Annotated in this window: 24 protein-coding genes; 16 read left to right on the top strand and 8 right to left on the bottom strand. The window is 59.1% G+C overall.

Going from position 1 to position 23,372, the window contains the following annotated elements:
- The first annotated feature begins 16 nt into the window (after window positions 1-16).
- The 3 genes from aat (at window position 17) to infA (ending at window position 1,817) form a co-directional block, all read left to right on the top strand.
- The gene (gene aat, locus BM036_RS14330) at window positions 17-742 is read left to right on the top strand and encodes a leucyl/phenylalanyl-tRNA--protein transferase (RefSeq protein ID WP_091853545.1); all 726 of its coding nucleotides are present in this window, start codon (window positions 17-19) and stop codon (window positions 740-742) included.
- Complete coding sequence (locus BM036_RS14325; RefSeq protein ID WP_091853543.1) at window positions 739-1,464, top strand: arginyltransferase; 726 nt, start codon at window positions 739-741, stop codon at window positions 1,462-1,464. The genes aat and BM036_RS14325 overlap by 4 nt, the downstream gene beginning before the upstream one ends.
- Window positions 1,465-1,598: 134 nt before the next feature.
- Window positions 1,599-1,817 (top strand): translation initiation factor IF-1, encoded by a 219-nt coding sequence (gene infA / locus BM036_RS14320; protein ID WP_008938619.1) that lies wholly within the window; start codon window positions 1,599-1,601, stop codon window positions 1,815-1,817.
- Between the two features lie 122 nt (window positions 1,818-1,939).
- Here infA and clpA read toward each other — a convergent pair whose 3' ends face one another.
- A complete protein-coding gene (gene clpA / locus BM036_RS14315; RefSeq protein ID WP_091853541.1) occupies window positions 1,940-4,210 on the bottom strand; it encodes an ATP-dependent Clp protease ATP-binding subunit ClpA in 2,271 nt (756 codons plus the stop codon).
- A gap of 20 nt (window positions 4,211-4,230) precedes the next feature.
- Entirely contained in the window at window positions 4,231-4,599 is a 369-nt protein-coding gene (gene clpS / locus BM036_RS14310; RefSeq protein WP_091853539.1) for an ATP-dependent Clp protease adapter ClpS, read from the bottom strand.
- A 614-nt stretch (window positions 4,600-5,213) separates the two neighbouring features.
- On the opposite strand from clpS, the gene BM036_RS20435 reads away from it, so the two are divergent.
- The 8 genes from BM036_RS20435 to BM036_RS14270 all read left to right on the top strand — a co-directional run bounded on the left by BM036_RS20435 (window position 5,214) and on the right by BM036_RS14270 (window position 12,226).
- Window positions 5,214-5,513: a cold shock domain-containing protein gene (locus BM036_RS20435; protein ID WP_218144817.1), complete on the top strand. Its 300-nt coding sequence runs from the start codon at window positions 5,214-5,216 to the stop codon at window positions 5,511-5,513.
- 65 nt (window positions 5,514-5,578) lie between these two features.
- Entirely contained in the window at window positions 5,579-6,208 is a 630-nt protein-coding gene (locus tag BM036_RS14300; RefSeq protein ID WP_091853537.1) for a pseudouridine synthase, read from the top strand.
- A gap of 9 nt (window positions 6,209-6,217) precedes the next feature.
- A complete protein-coding gene (locus BM036_RS14295; RefSeq protein WP_091853535.1) occupies window positions 6,218-6,670 on the top strand; it encodes an NUDIX hydrolase in 453 nt (150 codons plus the stop codon).
- 58 nt (window positions 6,671-6,728) lie between these two features.
- Complete coding sequence (gene mnmA / locus BM036_RS14290) at window positions 6,729-7,898, top strand: tRNA 2-thiouridine(34) synthase MnmA (RefSeq protein WP_091853533.1); 1,170 nt, start codon at window positions 6,729-6,731, stop codon at window positions 7,896-7,898.
- Window positions 7,895-8,545 (top strand): high frequency lysogenization protein HflD, encoded by a 651-nt coding sequence (gene hflD, locus BM036_RS14285; protein ID WP_091853531.1) that lies wholly within the window; start codon window positions 7,895-7,897, stop codon window positions 8,543-8,545. Before mnmA ends, hflD begins: the two co-directional genes overlap by 4 nt.
- 176 nt (window positions 8,546-8,721) lie before the next feature.
- Window positions 8,722-10,095, top strand: a complete 1,374-nt coding sequence (gene purB / locus BM036_RS14280) for an adenylosuccinate lyase (RefSeq protein WP_091853529.1) — start codon at window positions 8,722-8,724, stop codon at window positions 10,093-10,095.
- Window positions 10,092-11,255: a ribosomal protein uL16 3-hydroxylase gene (locus BM036_RS14275; protein ID WP_091853527.1), complete on the top strand. Its 1,164-nt coding sequence runs from the start codon at window positions 10,092-10,094 to the stop codon at window positions 11,253-11,255. The genes purB and BM036_RS14275 overlap by 4 nt, the downstream gene beginning before the upstream one ends.
- Window positions 11,252-12,226, top strand: coding sequence for a GNAT family N-acetyltransferase (locus tag BM036_RS14270; protein ID WP_091853525.1), 975 nt, complete (start codon window positions 11,252-11,254; stop codon window positions 12,224-12,226). Before BM036_RS14275 ends, BM036_RS14270 begins: the two co-directional genes overlap by 4 nt.
- On the opposite strand, the gene BM036_RS14265 is transcribed toward BM036_RS14270, so the two are convergent.
- Entirely contained in the window at window positions 12,215-13,225 is a 1,011-nt protein-coding gene (locus tag BM036_RS14265) for a LysR family transcriptional regulator (RefSeq protein ID WP_091853523.1), read from the bottom strand. The two genes, BM036_RS14270 and BM036_RS14265, sit on opposite strands and share 12 nt — an antisense overlap.
- Window positions 13,226-13,442: 217 nt before the next feature.
- On the opposite strand from BM036_RS14265, the gene BM036_RS14260 reads away from it, so the two are divergent.
- Together BM036_RS14260 and BM036_RS14255 are read left to right on the top strand one after the other, a co-directional pair.
- Window positions 13,443-14,216 (top strand): hypothetical protein, encoded by a 774-nt coding sequence (locus BM036_RS14260; protein WP_091853521.1) that lies wholly within the window; start codon window positions 13,443-13,445, stop codon window positions 14,214-14,216.
- A gap of 26 nt (window positions 14,217-14,242) precedes the next feature.
- Complete coding sequence (locus BM036_RS14255) at window positions 14,243-16,246, top strand: ATP-binding protein (protein ID WP_281247029.1); 2,004 nt, start codon at window positions 14,243-14,245, stop codon at window positions 16,244-16,246.
- Here BM036_RS14255 and BM036_RS14250 read toward each other — a convergent pair.
- Both BM036_RS14250 and BM036_RS14245 read right to left on the bottom strand, forming a co-directional pair.
- Complete coding sequence (locus BM036_RS14250; protein ID WP_245742648.1) at window positions 16,221-16,703, bottom strand: MarR family winged helix-turn-helix transcriptional regulator; 483 nt, start codon at window positions 16,701-16,703, stop codon at window positions 16,221-16,223. The two genes, BM036_RS14255 and BM036_RS14250, sit on opposite strands and share 26 nt — an antisense overlap.
- Window positions 16,704-17,189, bottom strand: a complete 486-nt coding sequence (locus tag BM036_RS14245; protein ID WP_091853517.1) for a glutathione peroxidase — start codon at window positions 17,187-17,189, stop codon at window positions 16,704-16,706. It lies immediately after the preceding gene.
- A 225-nt stretch (window positions 17,190-17,414) separates the two neighbouring features.
- On the opposite strand from BM036_RS14245, the gene BM036_RS14240 reads away from it, so the two are divergent.
- The 3 genes from BM036_RS14240 to htpX all read left to right on the top strand — a co-directional run bounded on the left by BM036_RS14240 (window position 17,415) and on the right by htpX (window position 20,151).
- Window positions 17,415-18,626 carry a pyridoxal phosphate-dependent aminotransferase gene (locus BM036_RS14240; protein WP_091853515.1) on the top strand — a complete coding sequence of 404 codons (1,212 nt, stop codon included), beginning with the start codon at window positions 17,415-17,417 and terminating at the stop codon, window positions 18,624-18,626.
- A gap of 36 nt (window positions 18,627-18,662) precedes the next feature.
- Complete coding sequence (locus BM036_RS14235; RefSeq protein ID WP_091853513.1) at window positions 18,663-19,139, top strand: hypothetical protein; 477 nt, start codon at window positions 18,663-18,665, stop codon at window positions 19,137-19,139.
- 127 nt (window positions 19,140-19,266) lie between these two features.
- Window positions 19,267-20,151, top strand: a complete 885-nt coding sequence (htpX, locus tag BM036_RS14230) for a protease HtpX (RefSeq protein ID WP_091853511.1) — start codon at window positions 19,267-19,269, stop codon at window positions 20,149-20,151.
- On the opposite strand, the gene BM036_RS14225 is transcribed toward htpX, so the two are convergent.
- Genes BM036_RS14225 through BM036_RS14215 form a run of 3 tightly spaced genes read right to left on the bottom strand, consistent with a single transcriptional unit; the run spans window position 20,148 to window position 23,293 of the window.
- The gene (locus BM036_RS14225; protein WP_091853622.1) at window positions 20,148-21,311 is read right to left on the bottom strand and encodes a 4-phosphoerythronate dehydrogenase; all 1,164 of its coding nucleotides are present in this window, start codon (window positions 21,309-21,311) and stop codon (window positions 20,148-20,150) included. The genes htpX and BM036_RS14225 overlap by 4 nt on opposite strands.
- A gap of 22 nt (window positions 21,312-21,333) precedes the next feature.
- Window positions 21,334-22,698, bottom strand: coding sequence for a DEAD/DEAH box helicase (locus tag BM036_RS14220; RefSeq protein ID WP_091853508.1), 1,365 nt, complete (start codon window positions 22,696-22,698; stop codon window positions 21,334-21,336).
- The gene (locus BM036_RS14215) at window positions 22,682-23,293 is read right to left on the bottom strand and encodes an elongation factor P hydroxylase (RefSeq protein ID WP_091853620.1); all 612 of its coding nucleotides are present in this window, start codon (window positions 23,291-23,293) and stop codon (window positions 22,682-22,684) included. The genes BM036_RS14220 and BM036_RS14215 overlap by 17 nt, the downstream gene beginning before the upstream one ends.
- Between the last annotated feature and the right edge of the window lie 79 nt (window positions 23,294-23,372).

Below are 23,372 nucleotides of genomic sequence, written 5' to 3'. Positions count from 1 at the left end.
ACGGGAGGCGAATACCATGAGCGCCCTGCCCTGGCTCGATCCGGACTACCTCTGGTTCCCCCCCGCCGAGGAAGCTCTGGAAGAACCCGATGGCTTGCTGGCACTGGGGGGCGACCTTGCCCCCCAGCGGCTTGTCCACGCCTACCGCCACGGAATCTTTCCCTGGTTCAGCGACGACCAGCCCATTCTCTGGTGGTCTCCGGATCCCCGCTGCGTATTGTTCCCGGATGAGATCCATGTTTCCCGCAGCCTGCGCCGAACCCTGAACCGGGATTACTTCCGGATTACGACCGACCAGGCCTTTCGTCGGGTGATTCACCTGTGTGGCTCCACCCGTCCAGAAGGAACCTGGATCACCGATGACATGGAACAGGCGTACATCGAGCTGCACCGGCAGGGTTACGCCCATTCCATTGAAGCCTGGAACCCCCGGGGAGAGCTGGTTGGCGGCCTGTACGGCCTTGCCATGGGATGCTGCTTCTTCGGGGAATCAATGTTCTCCCTGGAAACCAACGCCTCCAAGACAATTCTGGTGCACCTGTGTGGCCAGCTTCGAGACAGCGGCTATCAACTGATGGACTGCCAGGTCGAGAGCCCTCACCTGCTCAGCATGGGCGCACGGACTATCCCGCGTGCAACTTTCTTATCTATACTGGAAAGTAACATCGACCGGCCCCCGCTTCGGGAACCGTGGCACCTGGACTGGACCGGTCGGGGCAGACATCCGGAGACACGCCCATGAGCAGCCTCAGAACGCTGGTATTCTTTGCTACACCGGCCCACAGCTGCAGTTACCTGCCTGGCCGGGAGGCGACCACCATGTTCGTAGATCCGCGAGCCAAGGTGGACAAACGCCTGTACTCCCAGTTAACCGCCCTCGGGTTCCGTCGTAGCGGATCCCACTATTACCGTCCCCACTGCGAGCACTGCAATGCCTGCGTTCCGGTACGACTGGATGCCCGCGCCTTCCGGCCGGACCGTTCTCAGCGACGCGTCTGGAAGCGCAACAGGGACGTCAGCTTTCGCCTGGTTCCGGCTCAATTCTCCGAACGTTACTACCAGCTCTACGCCCGCTATATCAATGAGCGACACGCGGACGGCGATATGTACCCACCTTCCCGGGATCAGTTCCAGTCGTTCCTGGTAGAAGGGGCCACCGATAGCTGGTTTCTGGAGATGGCCCTGGGTGATGAACTGATCGGTCTCGCCGTTGTGGACCTGCTGGAAGACGGGCTTTCGGCAATTTACACCATGTTCCACCCGGAACATGACGACCGCAGCCTGGGGACCCTGGCGGTTCTCTGGCAGGTCCAGGAAGCCCGAAACCGGGGGTTGCCCTGGGTCTATCTGGGGTACTGGATTTCCGAAAGTCGCAAGATGAACTACAAGACCCGTTTCCGGCCCATCGAGGCTCTGCTGGACGGGACCTGGCAGGAGTATACTCCGGACAGCCGATCGGAGTAAGCCGGCCCGCCGACCGGCATTACGGCCCTTGCTTTTCATCAAAAAAGGCGCATTTTTTGCCAATGGCGCTCAAATGAGGCAGAATTGCGCCATTCCGGAATCAGGGAAACCCAATCAAGCGAGGTTCTTACTGAATGGCGAAATCAGATGTCATTGAAATGGAAGGCGTTATTGTAGACACCCTTCCAAATACCATGTTCCGTGTCGAGCTGAGCAACGGCCACGTTGTTACGGCCCACATCTCCGGCAAGATGCGCAAGAACTATATCCGCATTCTCACTGGAGACAAGGTGAAGGTCGAGCTGACTCCTTACGACCTGAGCAAGGGCCGCATCGTTTACCGCGCCCGTTGATTGCCGCCAGGCCGGGCCTGCAGTCAGCAGCCTGACATCTGCGCAAAAAGAAAGCCCCGCCGAGGCGGGGCTTTCTTCATTATTGCCACAATAAACGTTACCTTCCTGGACTGGCCTGCCCGCTACACGGCTTCCGCCGGCTCGTTCTCGTACTCGAACACCAGCTCACCATCCTTGAGATGGACATTCACTTCACCTCCATTTTCAGACAGTGCACCAAACAGGATCTGCTCTGCGAGCGGACGCTTGATCTTGTCCTGGATCAGCCGTCCCATGGGACGTGCCCCCATGGTGGGATCGTAGCCTTTCTGTGCCAGCCAGAGCTTGGCTTCGTCGTCCACATGGAGTACCACGTGCTTCTCGTCCAGCTGGGCCTGGAGTTCGGTGAGGAACTTGTCCACCACGTGGGTGATGGTCTCCGGCGCCAGGCCACCAAACTGAATGATGGAATCCAGGCGATTGCGGAACTCTGGCGTGAACATCTTGTTGATCACCTCCATGCCATCAGTGCTGTGATCCTGCTCCTGGAAACCGATCGAACGGCGGCTGATATCCTCGGCGCCGGCGTTGGTGGTCATCACCAGGATGACATGGCGGAAGTCCGCCTTACGGCCGTTGTTGTCTGTCAACGTACCGTGGTCCATCACCTGCAACAGCAGGTTGAACACCTCAGGATGAGCCTTTTCGATCTCGTCCAGAAGCAGCACGCAATGGGGGTGCTTGTTCACCGCCTCGGTGAGCAGGCCGCCCTGATCGAAACCGACGTAGCCCGGAGGCGCACCGATCAGCCGTGATACGGTATGCCGTTCCATATACTCGGACATATCGAAGCGTACCAGTTCAATACCCAGCACCTTGGCCAGCTGACGGGTCACCTCAGTCTTGCCCACACCGGTAGGTCCGGCAAACAGGAACGCACCCTCCGGTTTCTCCGGGGCCTTCAGTCCTGCCCTGGCCAGCTTGATGGCGTTGGACAGCGACTCGATGGCAGCGTCCTGGCCGAACACGGTCATCTTCAGGTCCCGCTCCATGTTGCGCAGCAGATCCTTGTCACTGCTGGACACACTCTTCGGCGGGATGCGGGCAATCGTCGCCACCACGTCCTCAATGGCGGATACACCGATCACCTTGCGACGCTTGGCTTCCGGCAACAGCCGTTGACGCGCACCAGCCTCATCAATCACGTCGATGGCCTTGTCCGGCAGGTGGCGGTCGGAGATATACCGGTCGGCGAGCTCCGCAGCAACCCGCAATGCCTTGTCAGTGTATTTGAGGTCGTGGTGCTTCTCGAAATGTGGCTTGAGACCCTTGAGGATCTGGTAGGTGTCCTCGACACTGGGCTCATTGACATCGATCTTCTGGAAGCGCCGTGCCAGCGCGCTGTCTTTCTCGAAAATGCCCCGGAACTCGGAGAAGGTGGTGGACCCGATACAGCGGATCTCACCGGAGCTGAGCATGGGCTTGAGCAGGTTCGACGCGTCCATCACTCCGCCGGACGCAGAGCCAGCACCAATAATGGTATGGATCTCGTCGATAAACAGGATCGCCCGCTTTTCTTTCTTGAGCTCCGCAAGCAGCCCCTTGAGCCGCTTTTCGAAATCACCGCGATACTTGGTGCCCGCCAGCAGCGCACCCAGGTCCAGGGAGTAAACCACCGCGTCGGAAATGATCTCGGGCACCTGGCCATCCACGATCCGCCTGGCCAGGCCTTCAGCAATGGCGGTCTTGCCAACGCCAGCCTCTCCCACCAGCAGCGGGTTGTTCTTGCGACGGCGGACCAGGATCTGTACGACCCGCTCGACCTCGTGTTCACGGCCAATAAGCGGGTCGATCCGGCCCTGACGGGCCTGTTCGTTCAGGTTGGTGGCGTAGGCCTCAAGCGGACGGTTGGAAGAGCCCTCTTCAGCGGCCTCCTCCTGGGCTGCCGCATCCGGTGCCTCCTGGTCTTCGGCGCCCTGAACCCGGGAGATGCCGTGGGAAACGAAGTTCACCACATCAATGCGCGCAATGTTCTGCTTCTTGAGCAGGTAGACCGCCTGGCTTTCCTGCTCACTGAAAATGGCTACCAGTACGTTGGCTCCGGTTACTTCCTTCTTGCCGGAAGACTGTACATGGAACACAGCCCGCTGCAGGACCCGCTGGAAGCCAAGGGTCGGCTGTGTTTCCCGTTCGCTGTCGCTGCCGGGAATCAGCGGGGTTGTGGAATCGACAAATTCGGTAAGCTCATCCTGCAGACGCTGCAGGTCGGCCCCGCAGGCTTTAAGGACGCCCACAGCTGAATCGTTGTCCAGTAATGCCAGCAGCAGATGCTCAACCGTCATGAACTCATGACGCTTGTCGCGGGCATTCCGGAAAGCGGCATTCAGCGTAATTTCAAGATCTTTGCTCAGCATGGGCCACCCCACCTAGGTCGTCAGTCCGCACGTTCAATCTCGCATAGCAGCGGGTGCTCGCACTCCGAGGAGTACTGGTTCACCTGTGCTGCCTTCGTTTCCGCGATGTCTCGGGTATATACCCCACATACGGCCTTTCCCTGCGTATGGACGAGCAGCATCACCTGCGTCGCCTTCTCTTCGTTCATTCCGAAGAACTTCATCAGCACATCCACGACAAAATCCATGGGTGTGTAATCATCGTTCAGGAGTACCACCCGATACCGGGCCGGGCGTTTCAGGGCTGGTTTCTCGGGCGCTACACTGATGCTGTCTTCGCGACCGGGTTCATCCTGACCGTCATGGTCCCCCTGATTCAATACTAGTAGAGAATTTCTCAGTGTCCGCATGATTCTCTTACCGGATGTCGGTTTCTGTGACATAAGATGGATGTCCGCAGGCGGGTTTTCAAGCTCGGCGGCCGTTACAACGGCCTCTACGGTATGGTCAGCTGACAGGGAGCCTGCCTTGCGCCAGGGGCATCAATCACGATTCATCGACAACCATACCTTCGACCACAAAAAGGCCAGCGGGTTCAGTCTGGCATGATACCTTTTCGCCCCTTGCCAAAACAGCCAAACCCGAATCGGGCATGGTTATCCGGGCTGCCCCCTGCATTCCTCCCGCAGCTGTCGAACGATAACCCGGTCGTCTTCTTGCCAGGTGTATGCTCCCTATCCTATATGGGTGCGACGAGGGGTTAGATCAACTGTTTTTAAGAAATCGTCAACTATAACCCCCAGGACAGCAAGTTCCTGAATCTGTTACTTTTACTGAAGACCGCCTCCGCCATAACAATGACGTAATGTGCACAATCAGGGATTCCCGCAAGTTTGCTATTGACTACCGCCGGCGATTGATCAAAAGTAAATCCTGCAATGTAAAATTGTGTAAAACGCCGTAAACAAGGGGCTTCAAGGCGCCGTTGATTACGACAGATAATGACCGGACAAGGGAGTTCATCATGCCTAGGGGCAAGGTAAAATGGTTCAATAACGCCAAGGGTTATGGCTTCATTATCGAAGAGGGCTGCAGTGACGACCTGTTTGCACATTTCTCCTCGGTACAAATGGATGGGTACAAAACCCTGAAAGCCGGACAGCCGGTAACCTTTGACAAGAAGCCCAGTGACAAGGGCGTCCATGCCGTAAACATCGTCCCGGAGCAGCAGGCTGCCACCGGGGGACGCGAGGATAGCCAGGCAGCCGGACACGCTGACCAGGACCATTCGCGTAGCAATGTCGTGCGTATGGTCAACGGCTGACGCATTAATCAACGACCGGAATCAGGGCCATCCCCGGGTGTTGGCAAGTCTGTTAACATGTCGGGATGGCTACCCTGATCCTGCTGAATAAACCCTTCCACACCCTCTGTCAGTTCAGTGACGGGCAGGGCAGAAAAACCCTCGCGGATTACGTTGACGTGCCCGGAGTTTACCCCGCTGGCCGACTTGACTACGATTCTGAAGGGCTGGTTCTGTTGACTGACGATGGTTCATTGCAGCACCGGATTGCCTCCCCCCGCCAGAAGATGGCCAAGACCTACCTGGTCCAGGTGGAGGGCCGGATCAGTGATGATGCCCTGAACCGGCTGCGCCTGGGCCTTGAACTGAAAGACGGCCCCACGCGCCCCGCCGAGGCCCGGCGCATTGATGCGCCCGAACTTTGGCCCCGGATACCGCCTGTGCGGGAGCGGGCCAATATACCGACCTCATGGCTGGAACTAACCCTTACTGAAGGCCGCAACCGCCAGGTGCGCCGTATGACGGCTGCGACCGGTTTTCCGACCCTGCGGCTGGTGCGTTGGCGTATTGGAGACTGGACACTGGAAGGGCTGGCGCCGGGAACGTACCGGACGCAGACCGTTCACCTGCCCAGCGCAACTGCCAGAAGACGCCCCGGGGCCCCCGGTCAGCGCCACCGTAAGCCTCCCCGGCAACACCACTGCAAACCCCACTGAGGTCCCTTTATGACGTGGAAACCCCATGCCACGGTTGCTGTGATCGTGGAAGACCAGGATAACCGGTACCTGCTCGTGGAAGAGCACAGTGACGGCAGGATTGTCTTCAACCAGCCCGCGGGGCATATCGAGGAAGGTGAGACCGTCCTCGATGCAGCACGCCGGGAGGCGCTCGAGGAAACCGGGTGGCAGGTTGAGCCCCAGGCCTTCCTTGGCATGTACCGTTATATTGCTCCTGCCAATGGCCGCACCTATTTCCGTTTCTGTTTCGTCGCCAACGCCACACAGCACGTGAGCGAACGGCTCGATGACGGCATCATTGCCGCCCACTGGCTGACACTGGAGGAAATCCGTGGATTGGGTGACCGGCTTCGCAGCCCCATGGTCCTTGACTGCATACTGGATTACCGAAAAGGTCGACGCTTTCCACTGGACGTGATCGTCGAGCCGGGCGCCCCCTGATTACAAACAGTGTTACAATCGCCACCCTGACATTCACCGGCAGCCGTACGTATTCTCCATGAGCCAGACGTCACCCAGAAAACCTGAAGTTACCCGTGTCATCGTCGGCATGTCCGGTGGTGTGGATTCGTCCGTGGCCGCCTGGCTGCTCAAGGCCCAGGGCTATCAGGTGGAAGGCCTGTTCATGAAGAACTGGGACGAAGACGACGGAACCGAGTACTGCACCGCCATGACGGACCTGGCCGACGCCCAGGCTGTAGCTGATGCCATCGGCATTCCGCTGCACACAGCGAGCTTTGCCGCTGAATACTGGGACCGTGTTTTCGAACACTTCCTGTCCGAATACAGCGCCGGCCGGACACCAAACCCGGATATTCTCTGTAACAAAGAGGTCAAATTCCGGGCATTCCTCGATTATGCGGTCACCCTCGGCGCCGACTTCATCGCTACCGGTCACTATGCACGCCAGCGCCCGGACCCCGATCACCCCGGCCGCGCTTTGCTGCTCAAGGGACTGGATGCCAACAAGGACCAGAGCTACTTCCTCCATGCGGTGTCCGGCGAGCGCATTGCCCGCACCCTGTTCCCGGTTGGGGAACTGGAGAAGCCGGAAGTCCGTCGTATTGCCGAAGAGCAGGGCTTTGTTACCCACGACAAGAAAGACTCCACCGGCATATGCTTTATCGGCGAGCGCAAGTTCAGTGACTTTCTCAAGCAGTACCTGCCCGCCCAGCCCGGTGAGATCCAGACACCGGACGGCCAGGTCATTGGCCGGCATCAGGGGTTGATGTATCACACCATTGGCCAGCGCCAGGGCCTGGGTATTGGCGGCCTGCCGGACTTCGGGGACGAGCCCTGGTATGTAGCGGAGAAGGACCTCACCCGGAACGTGCTGGTCGCTGTCCAGGGCAAGCACCACCCGCTACTGTTCTCCCGGGGCCTTCTCAGCGGACCGGTGGACTGGGTGGCCGGCGAGCCTCCGGCACAGCAGTTCCGCTGCAAGGCAAAGACCCGCTACCGTCAGCCGGACCAGAATTGCGAAGTGACGGTGACGGATCAAGGCACACGGGTCCTGTTCGAAGACGCCCAGCGTGCCGTCACCCCCGGCCAGTCCGTCGTTTTCTATCGCGACGACACCTGTCTGGGCGGCGCCGTAATCGAAACCACCTGGCGCGACGGTGAGCAAGAGCCCACCGTACCGGCAGGTATGGAGGCACAAGCGTCTTGAGCAAGAGTATTACTGACCAGACCCTTGCCCTGGCTGGCGTATTCCAGGCGGCGACCCTGGTCAGCCAGGTGGCCCATCAGGGAAACTGTGCCGAATCGACACTGGAGACCTGCCTGCAATCGCTGTTCGTCACAGATCCGGACAACACGCTGGAAGTGTACGGCGGCGAACTGATGAACCTGCGGGAAGGCCTGGACGCCCTTGCGAAGATCCTCAGCAACCAGACCCGCCAGCAGGATATGGATATTCTCCGTTACAGCCTGAACCTGATCCAGCTGGAGTCCACCCTCAACCGGAACCCGGACATGCTGGCGGCCATTGGCCAGCGGATTAACCAGGCCCGGCACACTGCCAATCATTTTGGCTATGTACACGGTAACCTGATCAGTAACCTGGCGTCTGTTTACCAGGACACTATCAGCACCTTCCGACAGCGCATCCAGGTAACCGGCAACCCCACAGTGCTGCAGCGGGACGAGAACGCCGCAAAGGTTCGCGCCCTGCTGCTCGCCGGCATCCGCTCGGCGGTCTTGTGGCGCCAGACCGGCGGTCGTCGCTGGCAGCTGATTTTCCGGCGGCGCAAGATAGCTGCGACCGCCCGGGCGTTAGCCGAGCAGGCCAACCAGTCGGTCTACTCCCCCCGCTAGCCATCCCCGGCCCAAAGACACTTTCGCAGCGCTGAATTGGCGCGCATGCTGGTGTATCATAGCCGCAATCGCATTCACCCGCAGGACCACCGGCTGCAAACTTGCAATATGGCGCTACAGGCGCCGGCAACCCGCACCCGCCCGGCCCTGCCCCGATTCTGAAGAGGTTTTATCTGATGGAACTGACCAGCCTGACCGCCATTTCTCCGGTGGACGGCCGTTATGGCAACAAAGTTACGGTATTCCGGGAAATCTTCAGCGAGTACGGGCTGATCCGCAATCGCGTCAAGGTTGAAGTGCGCTGGCTGCAACAGATGGCCGCTCACCCCGGCATCACCGAGGTACCTGCACTGAGCGCCGGCGCCAGGGACGCCCTCGATCAACTGGTGGAAAACTTCAACCTGGCAGATGCCGAAGCGATCAAGTCCATCGAACGCACCACCAACCACGACGTCAAGGCGGTGGAGTATTTCATCAAAGACAAGATTGCGCCCAACGACGAGCTGCAGGCCATCACCGAATTTGTCCACTTTGCCTGCACCTCGGAAGACATCAACAACCTGTCGCACGCACTTATGCTGCGGGAAGGACTGGATGACGGCCTGTTGCCGGCAATGGACCGCATCGTTGAGCGCCTCACCGAACTGGCCCGGGAGCATGCTGAACAGCCCATGCTGTCCCGCACCCATGGCCAGACAGCTTCCCCCACCACTGTTGGCAAGGAGCTGGCCAACGTCGTCCACCGCCTGAACCGACAGCTGGACCAGGTCCGTAACGTGGAATTGCTGGGCAAGATCAATGGCGCCGTTGGCAACTACAACGCCCACCTCTCGGCCTACCCGTCCGTGGACTGGGCTGCCAACGCCAAGGACTTTGTGGAAGGCCTGGGGCTGAGCTGGAACCCCTACACCACCCAGATCGAGCCCCACGACTATATTGCCGAGCTGTTCGATGCCATCGCCCGCTTCAATACTATCCTGATCGACCTGGACCGGGATCTCTGGGGTTACATTTCCCTCGGGTACTTCAAACAGAAGACCGTAGCCGGCGAGATCGGGTCGTCCACCATGCCCCACAAGGTCAACCCCATTGATTTCGAGAACTCCGAGGGCAACCTGGGCATTGCCAACGCCATCATGGAGCACCTGGGCCGCAAACTGCCCATCTCTCGCTGGCAGCGTGACCTGACGGACTCCACCGTACTGCGCAACCTGGGCGTCGGCTTTGCGCACAGCCTGATCGCCTACGAGGCCACCCTGAAGGGCCTTGGCAAGCTGGAAGTGAACCCGGCAAGGCTGGCTGCTGACCTGGACAATGCCTGGGAAGTACTGGCAGAACCCATCCAGACGGTTATGCGCCGGTATAACATCGAAAAGCCCTACGAGAAGCTCAAGGAACTCACCCGTGGCAAGGACATGAGCCCGGAGCTTATCCGTGACTTCGTGCAGAACCTGGACATCCCCCAGGCGGCTAAAGACGAACTGATGGCCTTGTCGCCTGCCGCCTATACCGGTAACGCGGCACAACAGGCGAGCAAGATCAGATCATGACCGTACCCAGGCAGCTACCCGGCGGACTGTCCGCTGAAACATTCCTGAGGGAATACTGGCAGAAGAAGCCGCTGGTCATTCGCCAGGCCTTCCCCGGCTTTCAGAGCCCGATCACTGCCGATGAACTGGCGGGGCTGGCCTGCGAAGAAGCCGTAGAATCCCGCATCGTCGTGGAGGAGGAAAACGGCCATCCCTGGCAGCTGCACAACGGGCCATTCAGTACCGACCGGTTCACCGCGCCACCCGCCGGCAACTGGACGCTTCTGGTACAGGGACTCGATCACTGGGTACCCGAAGTGGCTGACCTGCTAGACCACTTCCGGTTCGTGCCAAACTGGCGACTGGACGACATCATGGCCAGCTACGCACCACCCGGCGGCAGTGTCGGCCCCCATTTTGACCAGTATGACGTATTCCTGTTACAGGCACAGGGGCACCGGCGCTGGAAATTCGGCGGCCAGTGCAGCAAACAGTCGCCCCGTGTGGACGGCACACCACTGCGAATCCTGGACGACTGGGAGCCCGAGGAAGAAGTGCTGCTCGAGCCCGGCGATATGCTTTACCTGCCGCCGGCCATTGGCCACCACGGCGTTGCCGAGGACCATTGCATCACCCTGTCAGTCGGCTTCCGCGCCCCGACCGTGGACGACGTGCTAACCAGTTTCACCGATTTCCTGTGTTCCGAGACGGATGTATCTGCCCATCTCCGGGACCCGGACCTGAAATTGCCCACCAATCCAGGCGCCATCGGCAAAGAGGTACTGCAACAACTGGAAAGCATCCTGCGGGAAAGACTGGCTGACCCACGTCAGCTGGCACTCTGGTTCGGACAGTTCAGCACAAGCCCCAAGAACAGCGATATCGTGGTTCCTGCCGAACCCCCTGCATCCACGGAAGACCTGCTGGAGGCCCTGTCCGATGGTGGTTCGCTGCGCTGGAACGAAGGTTCCCGCTTTGCCTACACCGAGCTGGGGGAACAGACCGCCTTTTTTGTTGACGGCGAGCGCTACCTTCTCAATGGTGATGCCCGCTCCCTGGCTCCCCTGCTTTGCAGCGACAGCCGGCCCGATATGGCAGAGCTCCGGCGCCAGTGCGAAGATCCCGCGCTGGCCGAACTGATGACCGTTCTGTACAACCAGGGCAGTGTCTATTTCGAATGAGTATGCGAATCCGTAAATACAGCTGGCAGCTGGCACCCCGCAGCCTGAGGGAGATCCGCCAACGGGTATTTATTGACGAGCAGAAGGTACCGCCAGACCTGGAGTGGGACGACACAGACGAAATCGCCGACCATTTCCTGGCGGTATTACCGGACAACACCCCGGTAGCCGTCGGGCGAATGTTTACCACCCTGGATGATACTGCCCACATCGGTCGTATGGCGGTACTGCCTGAACACCGCGGCAAGGGCATTGGTGAGGCCATGCTTCGCCATATCATGGCCGAGGCTGCCGGCCATGTGCAGGACCTTCACCTGTCCGCCCAGGAGCACGCGGTGCCCTTCTACCAACGCAGCGGCTTCCATGTATTTGAAGGGCCTTATGATGATGCCGGCATCCCCCACTTCGGCATGCGCTGCCTGGCTCCCGTTGAAATGATCAGCGCCCTTTCAAGGCAAAGCCCGGGTCCTGCCCCCATGATCCTGGGCAGCGATGACTCCAGCTGGCTGGTTGAAAATGACGCACAGTTGCCTCAGCTGATGGATAACCTGGTCAGCCAGGCGCGCCAGAGGGTATGGCTGTATGACCGCCTGCTGGACCACGACCTGTATGACCGCCAGCGGCTCCGGGACCTGTTTTCCGGGCTTGCCCGATACCACCGCAACAGCGAGATCAGGCTCCTCGTCCATGATGACGGCCCCCTCGTCAAACGCCGCCACCAGCTGGTGGAGCTGATGCGCCGCCTTCCCAGCAGCATCACCCTGCGACTGGTAAACGGTGACTATCCGCCGGCGGAACAACCGTTTGTACTGGTGGACCGCCAAGGGGTGCTCTACCGCCACCGGTTTGACCGCCCGGAAGGCTTTGCCGGATTCGCCGACAGCGGCCGCGTCAGGCTACTAGGCGAAACCTTCCAGCGCATGTGGGATACCGCACGCCCGTCGCTGGAGCTGAGAGAACTACCGCTCTGACCGGTGGGGGCCGTCCGGCTCCGCCGCCTCGAACTGACGGCCAAACTCGGCAAACTCCTCGTCCACTTCCTCAGCCACTTCTGCGATCAAGCGCCTCAACCACTGGTGGTCAGCGTTGTGCTGCAACAACGGACTCCAGGCCATTTTCAGCTCAAATGGCGGAATATCAAAGGGCGGGGCCTTGATCACCAGGTTAGGGTTATCCCGCTGCAGCCAGGCGGCCCGGCTTGGCAAGGTAGCGATCAGGTCATGCTGCTCCGCCAGCAACATGGCCACCTGATAGTGTCGCGTGAACACGGAGATCCGCCGCTTGCGCCCCATCAGTCCCAGCGCCTCATCCACCCAGCCAAGGCGCTGAACGTCCTTCGGATTAACACCAACGCCGACACCGAACCCGGTCTTGCTGACCCAGATGTGACTCGCCTGCAGGTAACTGTCCAGGGTGAAAGGGTCCTGCAGGATGGGGTTGCGTGCATTCATCAGACAGGCAAAGAACTCGGTCCAGAGGGTTTTCTGGTGAAACGACTGGGGAATCTTGTCAAACCGGTTAATCGCCATATCCAGGCGACCTTGCTCCACATCCTGAAAGCTGACATCGCTTGGGGTAAGCACGTCCAGTGTGACGTTGGGGGCTTCCTGGCGAATTCGTCGCAGCACCCGGGGCATCAGGCAGGATTCAGCGTAGTCACTGGCCATGATACGAAACACCCGCTGGCTGTCCGTGGCTGAGAACGGGGTTTTCTGCTGCACCGCCTGCTCAATGTCCGACAGGATACTGCGCACCATCGGCTGCAGCTCCCTGGCTCGTTCGGTAGCGGTCATGCCTTCGCTGGTGCGGACCAGGAGCGGGTCACCAAAAAGGTCACGCAATCGGCGCAGGCCATTACTCATGGCAGGCTGTGTGATACCCAGATGGTTTGCCGCCTTGGTCACGTTTTTTTCCCGCAGCAACACATCCAGGTAGACCAGCAGGTTCAGGTCAACACGGGAAATATCCATGGTGGCGGGCCCTCCGGGCAGCTTAACGTCGGGTGTTGGTGCGTCATTCTATCATCTGTAACAAGTTGGAACGGAATGGGTTAGACTTTTCTGATAGGGTGCCAGATACTTGCGAAAGCTCAGGGGCTTCCCCTGCCCTTTCGGGACTCCAGTGGCCCCTAAAGTGCCCATCCTGTCCCGCACCAGAATGATAATCAGGGAGCGCGTCCGGCGATTCATGAATACGGTAACGATTGTCTTACTGCTGCTGGCAGTTGTCGTAATTTCCATCATCATCGTGGTCTTCAGCCAGATGCGGGAAAGGGCCCGTATCGAAAGGGCCCGCCGGGTTACCTCCCTGGAAGATGCCTATAACCGTGCCTTTCGCATCTACGACGAGCTGCCTGGCCAATACCTCACCCGCGACATCAAACTCTTGCTGCTACACCGGATGGAAGAAGTCTGTCAGCACCTTCAGCAGGAGAGGACAGAACTGCCGGTGAAAAACTGGCTGGCCCAGGTCAACGAGAACAAACAGAAAGTACTGGATGGCACGGATGAGCATCCAAAAGTGATCATTGACTCTCCGGAAAAGTCGAATTACATCAAGGAATTGCTCCAGAATCTTTTTAAACTGGTTGAATCATTGCACAAGTCGGGCAAGATCGATGCTGCCACGGCCAAGTCGAATCTCCGCCACGTGCTGTTCACTATCCACAAGACCCACGCCGACCTGTTCGTATTCCAGGCCCGGGACCACGTTCGCCAGGGCCAGCTACGCAAGGCCATTCATTCCTACCACCTGGCAGCTACCGAGATAGGCAAGTCCCAGGGTAACGAGATGGCCGCCCGGGCCGTGGCAAACTTCAAGGAACGCATCCGGGAACTGGAGCAGGAACTGGCCAGCGGCCAGAAAACCCGGACCGCTGAACAACAGGGCCGGCTGGACAAGGAGTGGGACACCTTCCTCCATGACGATGACTGGAAAAAGAAGGCGGACTACGACCACTGACCGTAGCCAGACACACAGGGAACAGAGTGAAACAGCTTTTCAGGAACCGGCTTTCGTGGCGACTTACCCGTAACACGGTACTGCTCGCCATGAGCGTCGGGCTGGTGCTTAACCTGATCCAGGTGACCGTCGAGTACCACAGCACCCGGAATTACATGGATCAGGATATCCAGGCGCTGTTGGAAATCAGCCACAGCCCGGCCTCACAGATCGCCTATAACATTGATACCCGACTGGCTGGCGAACTGCTCAACGGCATGCTACGCCATCCGGCGGTAATCGATGCCCGACTGCTTGACAGTGACGGACACACTCTGGCTGCAGCCAGCCGAGGCAGCGGTGATACCCGATATCGATGGCTAAGTGACCTGCTGTTCGGGGACACACGCCGCTATACCAGTAAACTGGAAGTGTCCGACCTGAAGGACATTGAGCTGGGTGACCTGGTGGTGACCATTTCCACCAACCATTACGGCAACCTCTTCCTGTCCCGGGCCAGCTTTATCCTCATCAGCGGTATACTGAAGAGCCTGGTATTGTCCGGGATGCTGTTGGTGGTGTTCTACTTCCTGCTGACCAAGCCCATGCTGAAAGTGATCAACAGCCTTCAGGATGTGCGCAACGCACCGGAAAAGGCCCGCCTGCCCGTTCCCCACTCCCATGAGCAAGATGAAATTGGCAGCATGGTAGCAATTATCAACCGCCACCTGGAAACCGTGGATGCCTCATTAAGCCAGCTGAGGTCAGTGGAAAGCCAGATGAAGGACTACTCCGGAAAGCTGGAACGGGAGGTGGAGGATCGCACCCGTGAAATTTCCGAAAAGAACGAAGCCCTTCAGCGTGGCAACCGCGCGCTGATCAGGGCCAAGGAGGACGCTGTCCGCCGGGCCCAGACTCGCGCCCGTTTCCTCGCCAGCATGAGCCATGAGATTCGCACACCACTGAATGGCGTGCTGGGCATGCTGGAGCTGGCCCTGGAAGGCGACCTGGAACCCGCCCAGCGTCATCAGCTTGAGATTGCCCACCGGGCCGGCGAAAGTCTTTTGGGCCTGCTCAATGACATACTCGATATCTCCAAGGTGGAGGCCGGCAAGCTGGACCTGGAAGTCATTTCCTTTGATCTGCGCAAACTGGTGGCCGAGTGCGCCACCATTCACGCTGAACAATCGCGGCGCAAAGGGCTGGCATTCACCACCGAGCTGGAAACCGAGCTGGCTCCACGGTACCTCGGCGACCCCACCCGCCTTCGCCAGGTCATCAACAACCTGCTGTCCAATGCCATCAAGTTTACTGACGCCGGGAAAGTCTCAGTCCACGTAGCCCAGACACCGGAAGGAATCCGTCTGGAAGTCCGCGATACCGGCATTGGCATGTCCCGGGATGAGCTTGACCGCATCTTCTCGCCTTTCTCGCAAGCAGCCACAGACACCACCCGCCGTTACGGCGGCACCGGTCTTGGCCTGGCCCTGTGTCAGCAACTGGTAGAGCGAATGCATGGCCAGATAAAAGTGGACTCAAGGGAAGGTGAAGGCACCTGGTTTACGGTCTACCTGCCCCTTCCGGTTGACCAGGGCTCGCAGTTAGAGCAGCTCCCTGACCTGCCCCCTGCCAAGGATGCTGGACAGCAGAGCTGCCAGATTCTGTTGGTGGAGGACAATCGGGTCAACCAGATCGTGGCCTCAGGATTGTTACAAAAAATGGGCCATGAGGTAGACCACGCTGAAAATGGGGAACGGGCCCTGGCCGCACTGGCCCTGAAACACTACGACCTGGTCCTGATGGATTGCCAGATGCCGGTGATGGATGGGTATGAGGCTACCCGCCGTATTCGGCAGAACCCCCAGTGGACTCAACTACCGGTCGTTGCCGTAACCGCCAACGTCATGGCCGGGGACAAGGAGGAATGCCTGGCCGCCGGCATGGATGACTACATTACCAAGCCCTACAACCGAAAGATCCTGGCCGGCGTCATCCAGCGCTGGGCCGGGGTAGCGGGTCGCAAGGCTACTCTACAGTCTCGAGACGACTGAGCAACCGGCGCAAGTCTTCCCGTAACCGCGCCGCCTGGTCCGCGGTTACCCCCAACTCGCACAGCAGCCTCACCGGAACCTCCCGCGCCTGTTCCCGCATGGTCTCTCCTGCAGGTGTCAGGGCGACCATTACCACTCGCTCGTCTTCCAGGGACCTGCGGCGGGATACCAGCCCCCGCTGCTCAAGCCGGCGCAATAACGGCGTCAGGGTGCCAGAGTCCAGGCGTAGCCGTTCCCCGATGGATGACACACGAAGGGGCTGATCCGTGGCTGCCGCTTCCCATAGAACCAACATGACAAGGTACTGCGGGTAGGTCAGGTCCAACTCCGCCAGCAACGGCCGATAGCGGGCGGTTACCGCCCGGTTCACCGCGTACAAGGCAAAACACACCTGGTTATCCAGTGCCAGCAGGTTTTCGTTGGCCGGTGCTTCCGGGGGGCAGGACTCATTTCTCACTTACAACAACTCCAGAATATCGTCCCGGATGGCTTCAGGACTGACTGTGGGCGCATAACGCCGGATCACCTGGCCGTCACTCCCCACCAGGAACTTGGTAAAGTTCCACTTTACCTTTTTAGAGCCCATCATACCTGGCGCTTCGTTCTTGAGCAGTTCGAACAGAGGATGGCTTTCCGGTCCGTTTACCTGCAACTTGGCAAACATTGGAAAACTGACACCATAGTTGAGGGAACAGAATTCGCTGATCTGCTGTTCGCTCCCCGGGTCCTGGTTCATGAATTGATTGCAGGGGAACCCCAGTATCTCAAGGCCGCGGGGCGCCAGTTCATCATACAGCTTCTGCAGGCCACCAAACTGGGGCGTAAAGCCACATTTCGAGGCAGTATTAACGATCAGCAGGACCTTGCCGGCATACTCCTCCATACGCCGAACCTGGCCGCGAATATCGGTTACCTCGATTTCATAGATAGAAGCTGAAGACATTGCACACCTCGAACAGGAATTTTCACAATTTTATTGTGCACAACCAATAAACCGCAAGAAATTTTGAATTCCGACCGGCAAGACTCCGCGACCCTTGCCATTTTTCATCACAATTGCGCCTTGTTCGGACTGTTTTTTTCGGCCCTGGCTCCGCTAGAATGGTGCCTCTGTTATTAATGTGCCAACTATCAGGGCACCAGCATCACCATCGGGAAGACGCCTTCTATGCAGAATTACAGAAAGTCCGCAAAACTGGATAACGTTTGCTATGAAATCCGTGGTCCGGTGCTGCGAGAGGCGCGTCGTCTCGAGGAAGAGGGCCATCGGGTGCTCAAGCTCAACATCGGCAACCCTGCCGCCTTTGAGTTGGATGTGCCCGAAGAAATCCAGCAGGACGTGATCTATAACCTGCACCAGGCCCAGGGCTATGTTGAATCCAAGGGGCTGTTTTCTGCCCGCAAGGCGGTAATGCACTATTGTCAGGAGCGGGGCATCGACAAGGTGGATATTGATGATATCTACCTTGGCAATGGCGTGAGCGAACTGATCGTCATGTCCATGCAGGCTCTGCTCAACACTGGTGACGAAGTGCTGGTGCCGGCACCCGACTATCCCCTGTGGACAGCTGCCGTCACCCTGTCCAGTGGCAAGGCAGTGCATTACCGGTGCGATGAGCAGCAGGACTGGTTCCCGGACCTGGATGACATCCGCCGCAAGATCACCAATCGCACCAAGGCCATCGTGCTGATCAACCCCAACAACCCGACCGGGGCTGTCTACCCGCCGGAATTGTTGGAAGAAGTGATCGAGCTGGCCCGCCAGCATAACCTGATCATCCTGTCCGATGAGATCTACGACAAGATTCTCTACGACGGCGTGGAACATGTGTCCACGGCTTCCCTCGCCGATGATGTGCTGTTCTTTACCTTCAACGGCCTGTCCAAGAACTACCGTGCTGCCGGGTACCGCTCAGGCTGGCTGATCATCAGCGGAGCCAAGCATAAAGCGAAAGACCTGATTGAAGGCATCGACATGCTGGCCTCCATGCGCCTGTGCGCCAACGTGCCGGCCCAGCTGGCCATTCAGACAGCGCTCGGGGGCTATCAGTCCATCGATGACCTGGTGGCACCAGGAGGACGTCTCTTCGAACAGCGGGAAACCGCCTGGCGCCTGCTGAACGACATTCCGGGAATCAGCTGTGTCAAGCCCAAGGGTGCACTCTACCTGTTCCCGAAGCTGGACCCGCACCTCTACCCGATAGAGGACGACGAGAAGTTTGTGCTGGACCTGCTGTTGCAGGAACGTATCCTGCTGGTACAGGGTTCCGGCTTCAATATTGACGACCGGCAGCATTTCCGTGTGGTATTCCTGCCCCGGGTAGATGCTCTGGAAGACGCCATGGGGCGGCTGGAACGGTTCCTGTCCACCTGGCGCTGACCGGGCCAGTCAATACAGCCAACGGATCGCAGCAGTATGGCCGATATTCATATTGAGGAGTTCTACCGGGATTCTGGCATTGCCCTGGTACAGCTTTACAGTGTGTTTCCCCGCAGGATCAACCTGTTTGTGGAAGACATCGCCGGGCCGGATGAGCCGGACGAGTTTGGGCTACACAGTTCCCGCCACATGGCCTGTTTCGGTGCGCTGTTGTGGCTGGAGGAAGAAGGCCTGCTGCGCTACGTGGATACCATTCGCCAGGAAGCCCTGGACCAGGCTGTGCTGACCCGGAAAGCCTTTATCCTCCTGAACACACCCGCGCCACTGGACCTGGCCCGGACGCTGTCGCTACCGGAGCCCGGTGTGCCGGAGCCGGATTCCCCGCTGCCAGCATCGGTACGCCAGGATCGCTCGTCCTGGGTTCACGTGCTCCGCCAATCCATTCGGGGGGGGCATTCCCCCACCCTCAGCCGAGCCATGCAGGCTGCCTTTTTTGCCCCGGCCGGGAACTGACGGACAGTCCAACGGTCTTTTTGGGAGCAACGGACATCCCGGTTAACTCTGCGCAAGGTTATTGAAATTGCGTTGGCAAGTACCGATATCCGATTGCAGGAAATTGGACTCCTGACGAGGTCACTGAATGAGAATCCTGCTGTTTCTTGCGACAAACCTGGCAGTCATCCTGGTTGCGAGCGTTACACTCTCGCTGCTGGGCGTTGACAGTTACCTGGCACAGAACGGGATCAATTACGGATCCCTGCTGGCATTCGCTGCGGTCTTCGGCTTTGCCGGTGCGTTTATCTCACTGTTCATGTCCAAGTTCATTGCCAAGAAGACCACTGGGGCACGGTTGATCGAATCTCCCCGTACACCGGCGGAACGGTGGCTGGTGGATACCGTTGCCGAACTGGCTCAAAAGGCAGGCATTGGCATGCCTGAGGTGGCCATCTTCCCGGCCAGCCAGTCCAACGCCTTCGCAACCGGGTGGAACAGGAACGCCTCGCTGGTAGCCGTCAGCGAAGGGCTGCTCCAGCGATTCAGCAAGGACGAGATCCGTGCCGTCGTCGGCCACGAGATCGGTCACGTGGCGAACGGTGACATGGTCACCCTGACCCTGATCCAGGGTGTGGTAAACACCTTTGTCATCTTCGCCGCGCGGGTGATCGGTTCAGTGGTAGATCGGGTGGTCTTCCGCAATGAGCAAGGCCATGGCCCCGGGTTCTGGATTGTCAGCATCGTCGCGGAGATCGTGCTGGGCATCCTGGCGAGCACTATTGTGTTCTGGTTCTCCCGCCGCCGGGAGTTCCGGGCTGACATTGCCGGCGCGCAACTGGCCGGACGCAGCGCCATGATCAGCGCCCTGGGGCGGTTACGGCAGGAAAGCGAGTTGCCGGACCAGATGCCGGACAACCTGCAGGCCTTTGGCATCAACCGTGGCGCCAGGGGCGGCCTGAGCGCGCTGTTCATGACCCATCCGCCACTGGAGGACCGGATCGAGGCCCTTACACAGGCAAACCTCGGTTAAGTCGATACTGTGAATCCGGCCCGGGACAATAACCGGGCCGCTTCCGTATTCCCCCCCGTATCCGCCACACTCACGCTGAGACTGGTGGGTTCCCTGCGCACCGGATATTCCTTCCTCAGCCGGTCAAAAGACGGCCCGGAGGACTGACCGGTCGAGACTGCACTGGTGAACAACTTTCTCAACCGTGCGTCATCATCTCTTGGGTCATAGCAGGTCATCAGGGCACGATGCAAAGCATCGAGAGGAGCGCACTGCGCCGTGAACTGAAGGCCGGAAACCGGAGGTGGCGGTAGCAACCCTTCCATGGCAGGCGTCATGGAGAGACCAGCCCACTGACGCAGCGCCCGGGCGATCATTTCGGTGCCGCGGCTCTTGCCTTCCAGGCTGTACCCGGCAATATGGGGGGTCGCAAGCCAGCACCGATCCAGCAACTCCGGCACCGGAGTGGGTTCGTTTTCCCATACATCCAGGACCACCAAAGGGGGGTCAGTCTGCTGAAGCCTTTCCAGCAAAGCCAGGCTATCCACCACAGCACCGCGGCCACTGTTGATCAAAAGCTGGCCTCCGCGCAGGCGGGCCAGGCGTTGACGATCAAGCAGGTGCCAGGTGGGATGGGGACCGTCCCGCAAAAGGGGAGCGTGAAGAGAAATAACGTCGCAGGCCAGCACATCGTCGATGGGTGCAAAGGGAAAATCGGCGCCGATGGATTCAAGGGGTGGGTCACTGACGCGAACGGTCACCCCCAATCCTGACAGCACCCTGACCAGACGACCGCCCACATTACCCGCCCCAATAATGCCTACGGTCAGGCCATCGAGGGTGCGCCGCTCACTCCGCTGGAGGAACAGCGACAGAACCGACAGCACATACTGCACCACGCTACTGGCGTTACAGCCCGGGGCCGATGCGAAGGCAATGTCCTGGGCCTCTAGCCACGGGATGTCAACATGGTCTGTGCCAATAGTGGCGGTGCCCACAAACCTGACCGGTGTTTCCGCCAGCAGGGCCTGGTCAATCCGGGTAACCGAGCGTACCAGCAGTACGTCCGCCTCCTTCAACTGGTCACGGTCCAGGTTACGGCCATTGACCCGCGTCAGTGGGCCGAGATCACCACAGAAGGCTTCCAGCAGGGGAATGTTCTCGTCCGCAACGATCCGCAGGGAAGCCATGGCAAGCCGGGCGTTACCGATTACCCGAAGACCGGGGACGACCGCGACTTCCCTGCCCTGAACGGCCCCGGTTGCCTCCACTACGCGGGCCGCCACCTGAACGACGACCGCCACGGCGGCGTTGGATCAGGGGTTTCTCCAGCGGCTGCAACAGGTCTTCTTCCGGCACTGAGGTGGTCAGCTTCTGGCTGATGTAGCTTTCGATACCCGGCAAAGCGAAGGCATCGTCCTCACTGGCAAAGCTGATGGAAATACCGTGTTCACCAGCACGTCCGGTGCGTCCGATACGGTGGACGTAGTCCTCAGCATTGTCCGGCAGGTTGTAGTTGAACACATGGGTAACACCCTGCACGTGGATGCCACGCCCGGCAACATCTGTGGCAACCAGTACCTGGATGTCGCCATTCTTGAACTGATCCAGGGTCTTCAGTCGCTTGTTCTGGGGAATCTCGCCAGACATGAGCGCGGCTGCAACGCCCTGGTTTTTCAGGTCTTCTTCCAGGTCACGGCATTGATCACGACGGTTGGCGAACACGATGGCCTTGTCCACACCTGGCCGATTCAAGGAATTCACCAGCACCGGCAGTTTTTGTTCTTCAGACACCAGGTAGACGGTCTGTTTGACCCGCTCTGCCGTCTTCTGCTGAGGCTCGATCTCGATGAATTCAGCTCCGTGCGTCCACATGGATGCCAGGTTGAGTACGTCCTGGTTGAAGGTGGCACTGAATAACAGGGTCTGGCGGTCATCCTTGGGCGGGCAGCGACGGATGATTCGCTTCACATCCGGGATAAAGCCCATATCCAGCATGCGATCCGCTTCATCAAGGATAAGCAGGTCCACCTGGTCCAGGAAGACATCCTGGGAGCCGAGGAAATCAATCAGGCGCCCGGGCGTTGCCACCAGGATATCCACGATTTCGTTCTGCAACACTTCCCGTTGTTTGTCATAGTTCATGCCCCCCACGACTGACACCACCCGATGACCAGTGCGGGCACAGAGCTCCTCGGCATCCTTGGCGATCTGCATGGCCAGTTCACGGGTCGGCGCGAGCGCCAGCACACGGGGCTCGGACGCGAAGCGTTCTTTCTCAGGAACAGGCGTTTCCAGCAGGGTCTGGATAGCTGTAATCAGGAACGCCGCGGTCTTCCCTGTGCCGGTCTGGGCCTGGCCGATCAGGTCGTGGCAGGCCAGGGTGTAAGGCAGGGTTTCCGCCTGGATCGGTGTGCAGTATTCGAACCCGATGCCGGCAATCGCATCCAGCAGGCGTTTATCGAGGCCAAGCTCGGCAAAGCGGGTGCCGCTTTGCTTGACGTCCTCTTGCGCTGGCGTTGTTTCGGTTTGCTCGGTGGTGTTGCCGGATTCAGGAGATTGCGTCATAGGCTTCGCTTACTGTTGTGAAATGTTGTGCTGTCCCGGCCATATGGTTGCCCGTAAGACAGTGATACTGTTCGCGCCACCGGAGAAAGTCCTCCGGTCCGGTCCCATAATGGTCCATTAACGCGCTAAGAAACTGTTCCGCCCTTGGCGGTAACCCGTGGTCCAGGTAATAGCAGGCCTGTTCGTAGACCCGACGCCGGAAGCCCGCCTCATCAATGGCACCTCCGCCATCCAGGTTGTCCACACTGATATGGAACGGGCTTTTACTGGCAACGGCAAAGAGCCATTCCAGTGCCTGGGGTTTCACCTCAACCTGTTCGAATGCCCGCTGCTGCTCCGGGGTACGTCCGTCCGGACAATACCAGTAGCCATAGTCCCGCAGCTTGCGTCGCTGCTCTCCTGCAATGCACCAGTGACTGATTTCGTGGAGAGCGCTGGCAAAGTAGCCGTGGGCAAAGATCACCTGGGCACAGGGCCCGGCTACGCCAGCCGGCAGGTATTCGGGCTCATCGCCACCGCGAACCAGTTCGGTTTTCAGGCAATCCCTGAAAAGAGCGTTGAACAGTGTGACGAGGTCTTCTGGACGGTTATTCATGGGTCCGTTATTGTGCGGCTTTACTGAAAGGAATTCCAGCAGCATATCATCAGGGGAACTTTCCGCCACGAGCCCAGTC

Source organism: Marinobacter segnicrescens, assembly GCF_900111555.1.
GTDB lineage: Bacteria > Pseudomonadota > Gammaproteobacteria > Pseudomonadales > Oleiphilaceae > Marinobacter > Marinobacter segnicrescens.
The sequence above is the reverse complement of the archived record's forward strand: the minus strand, read 5'-3'. Positions and strand labels throughout refer to the sequence as shown.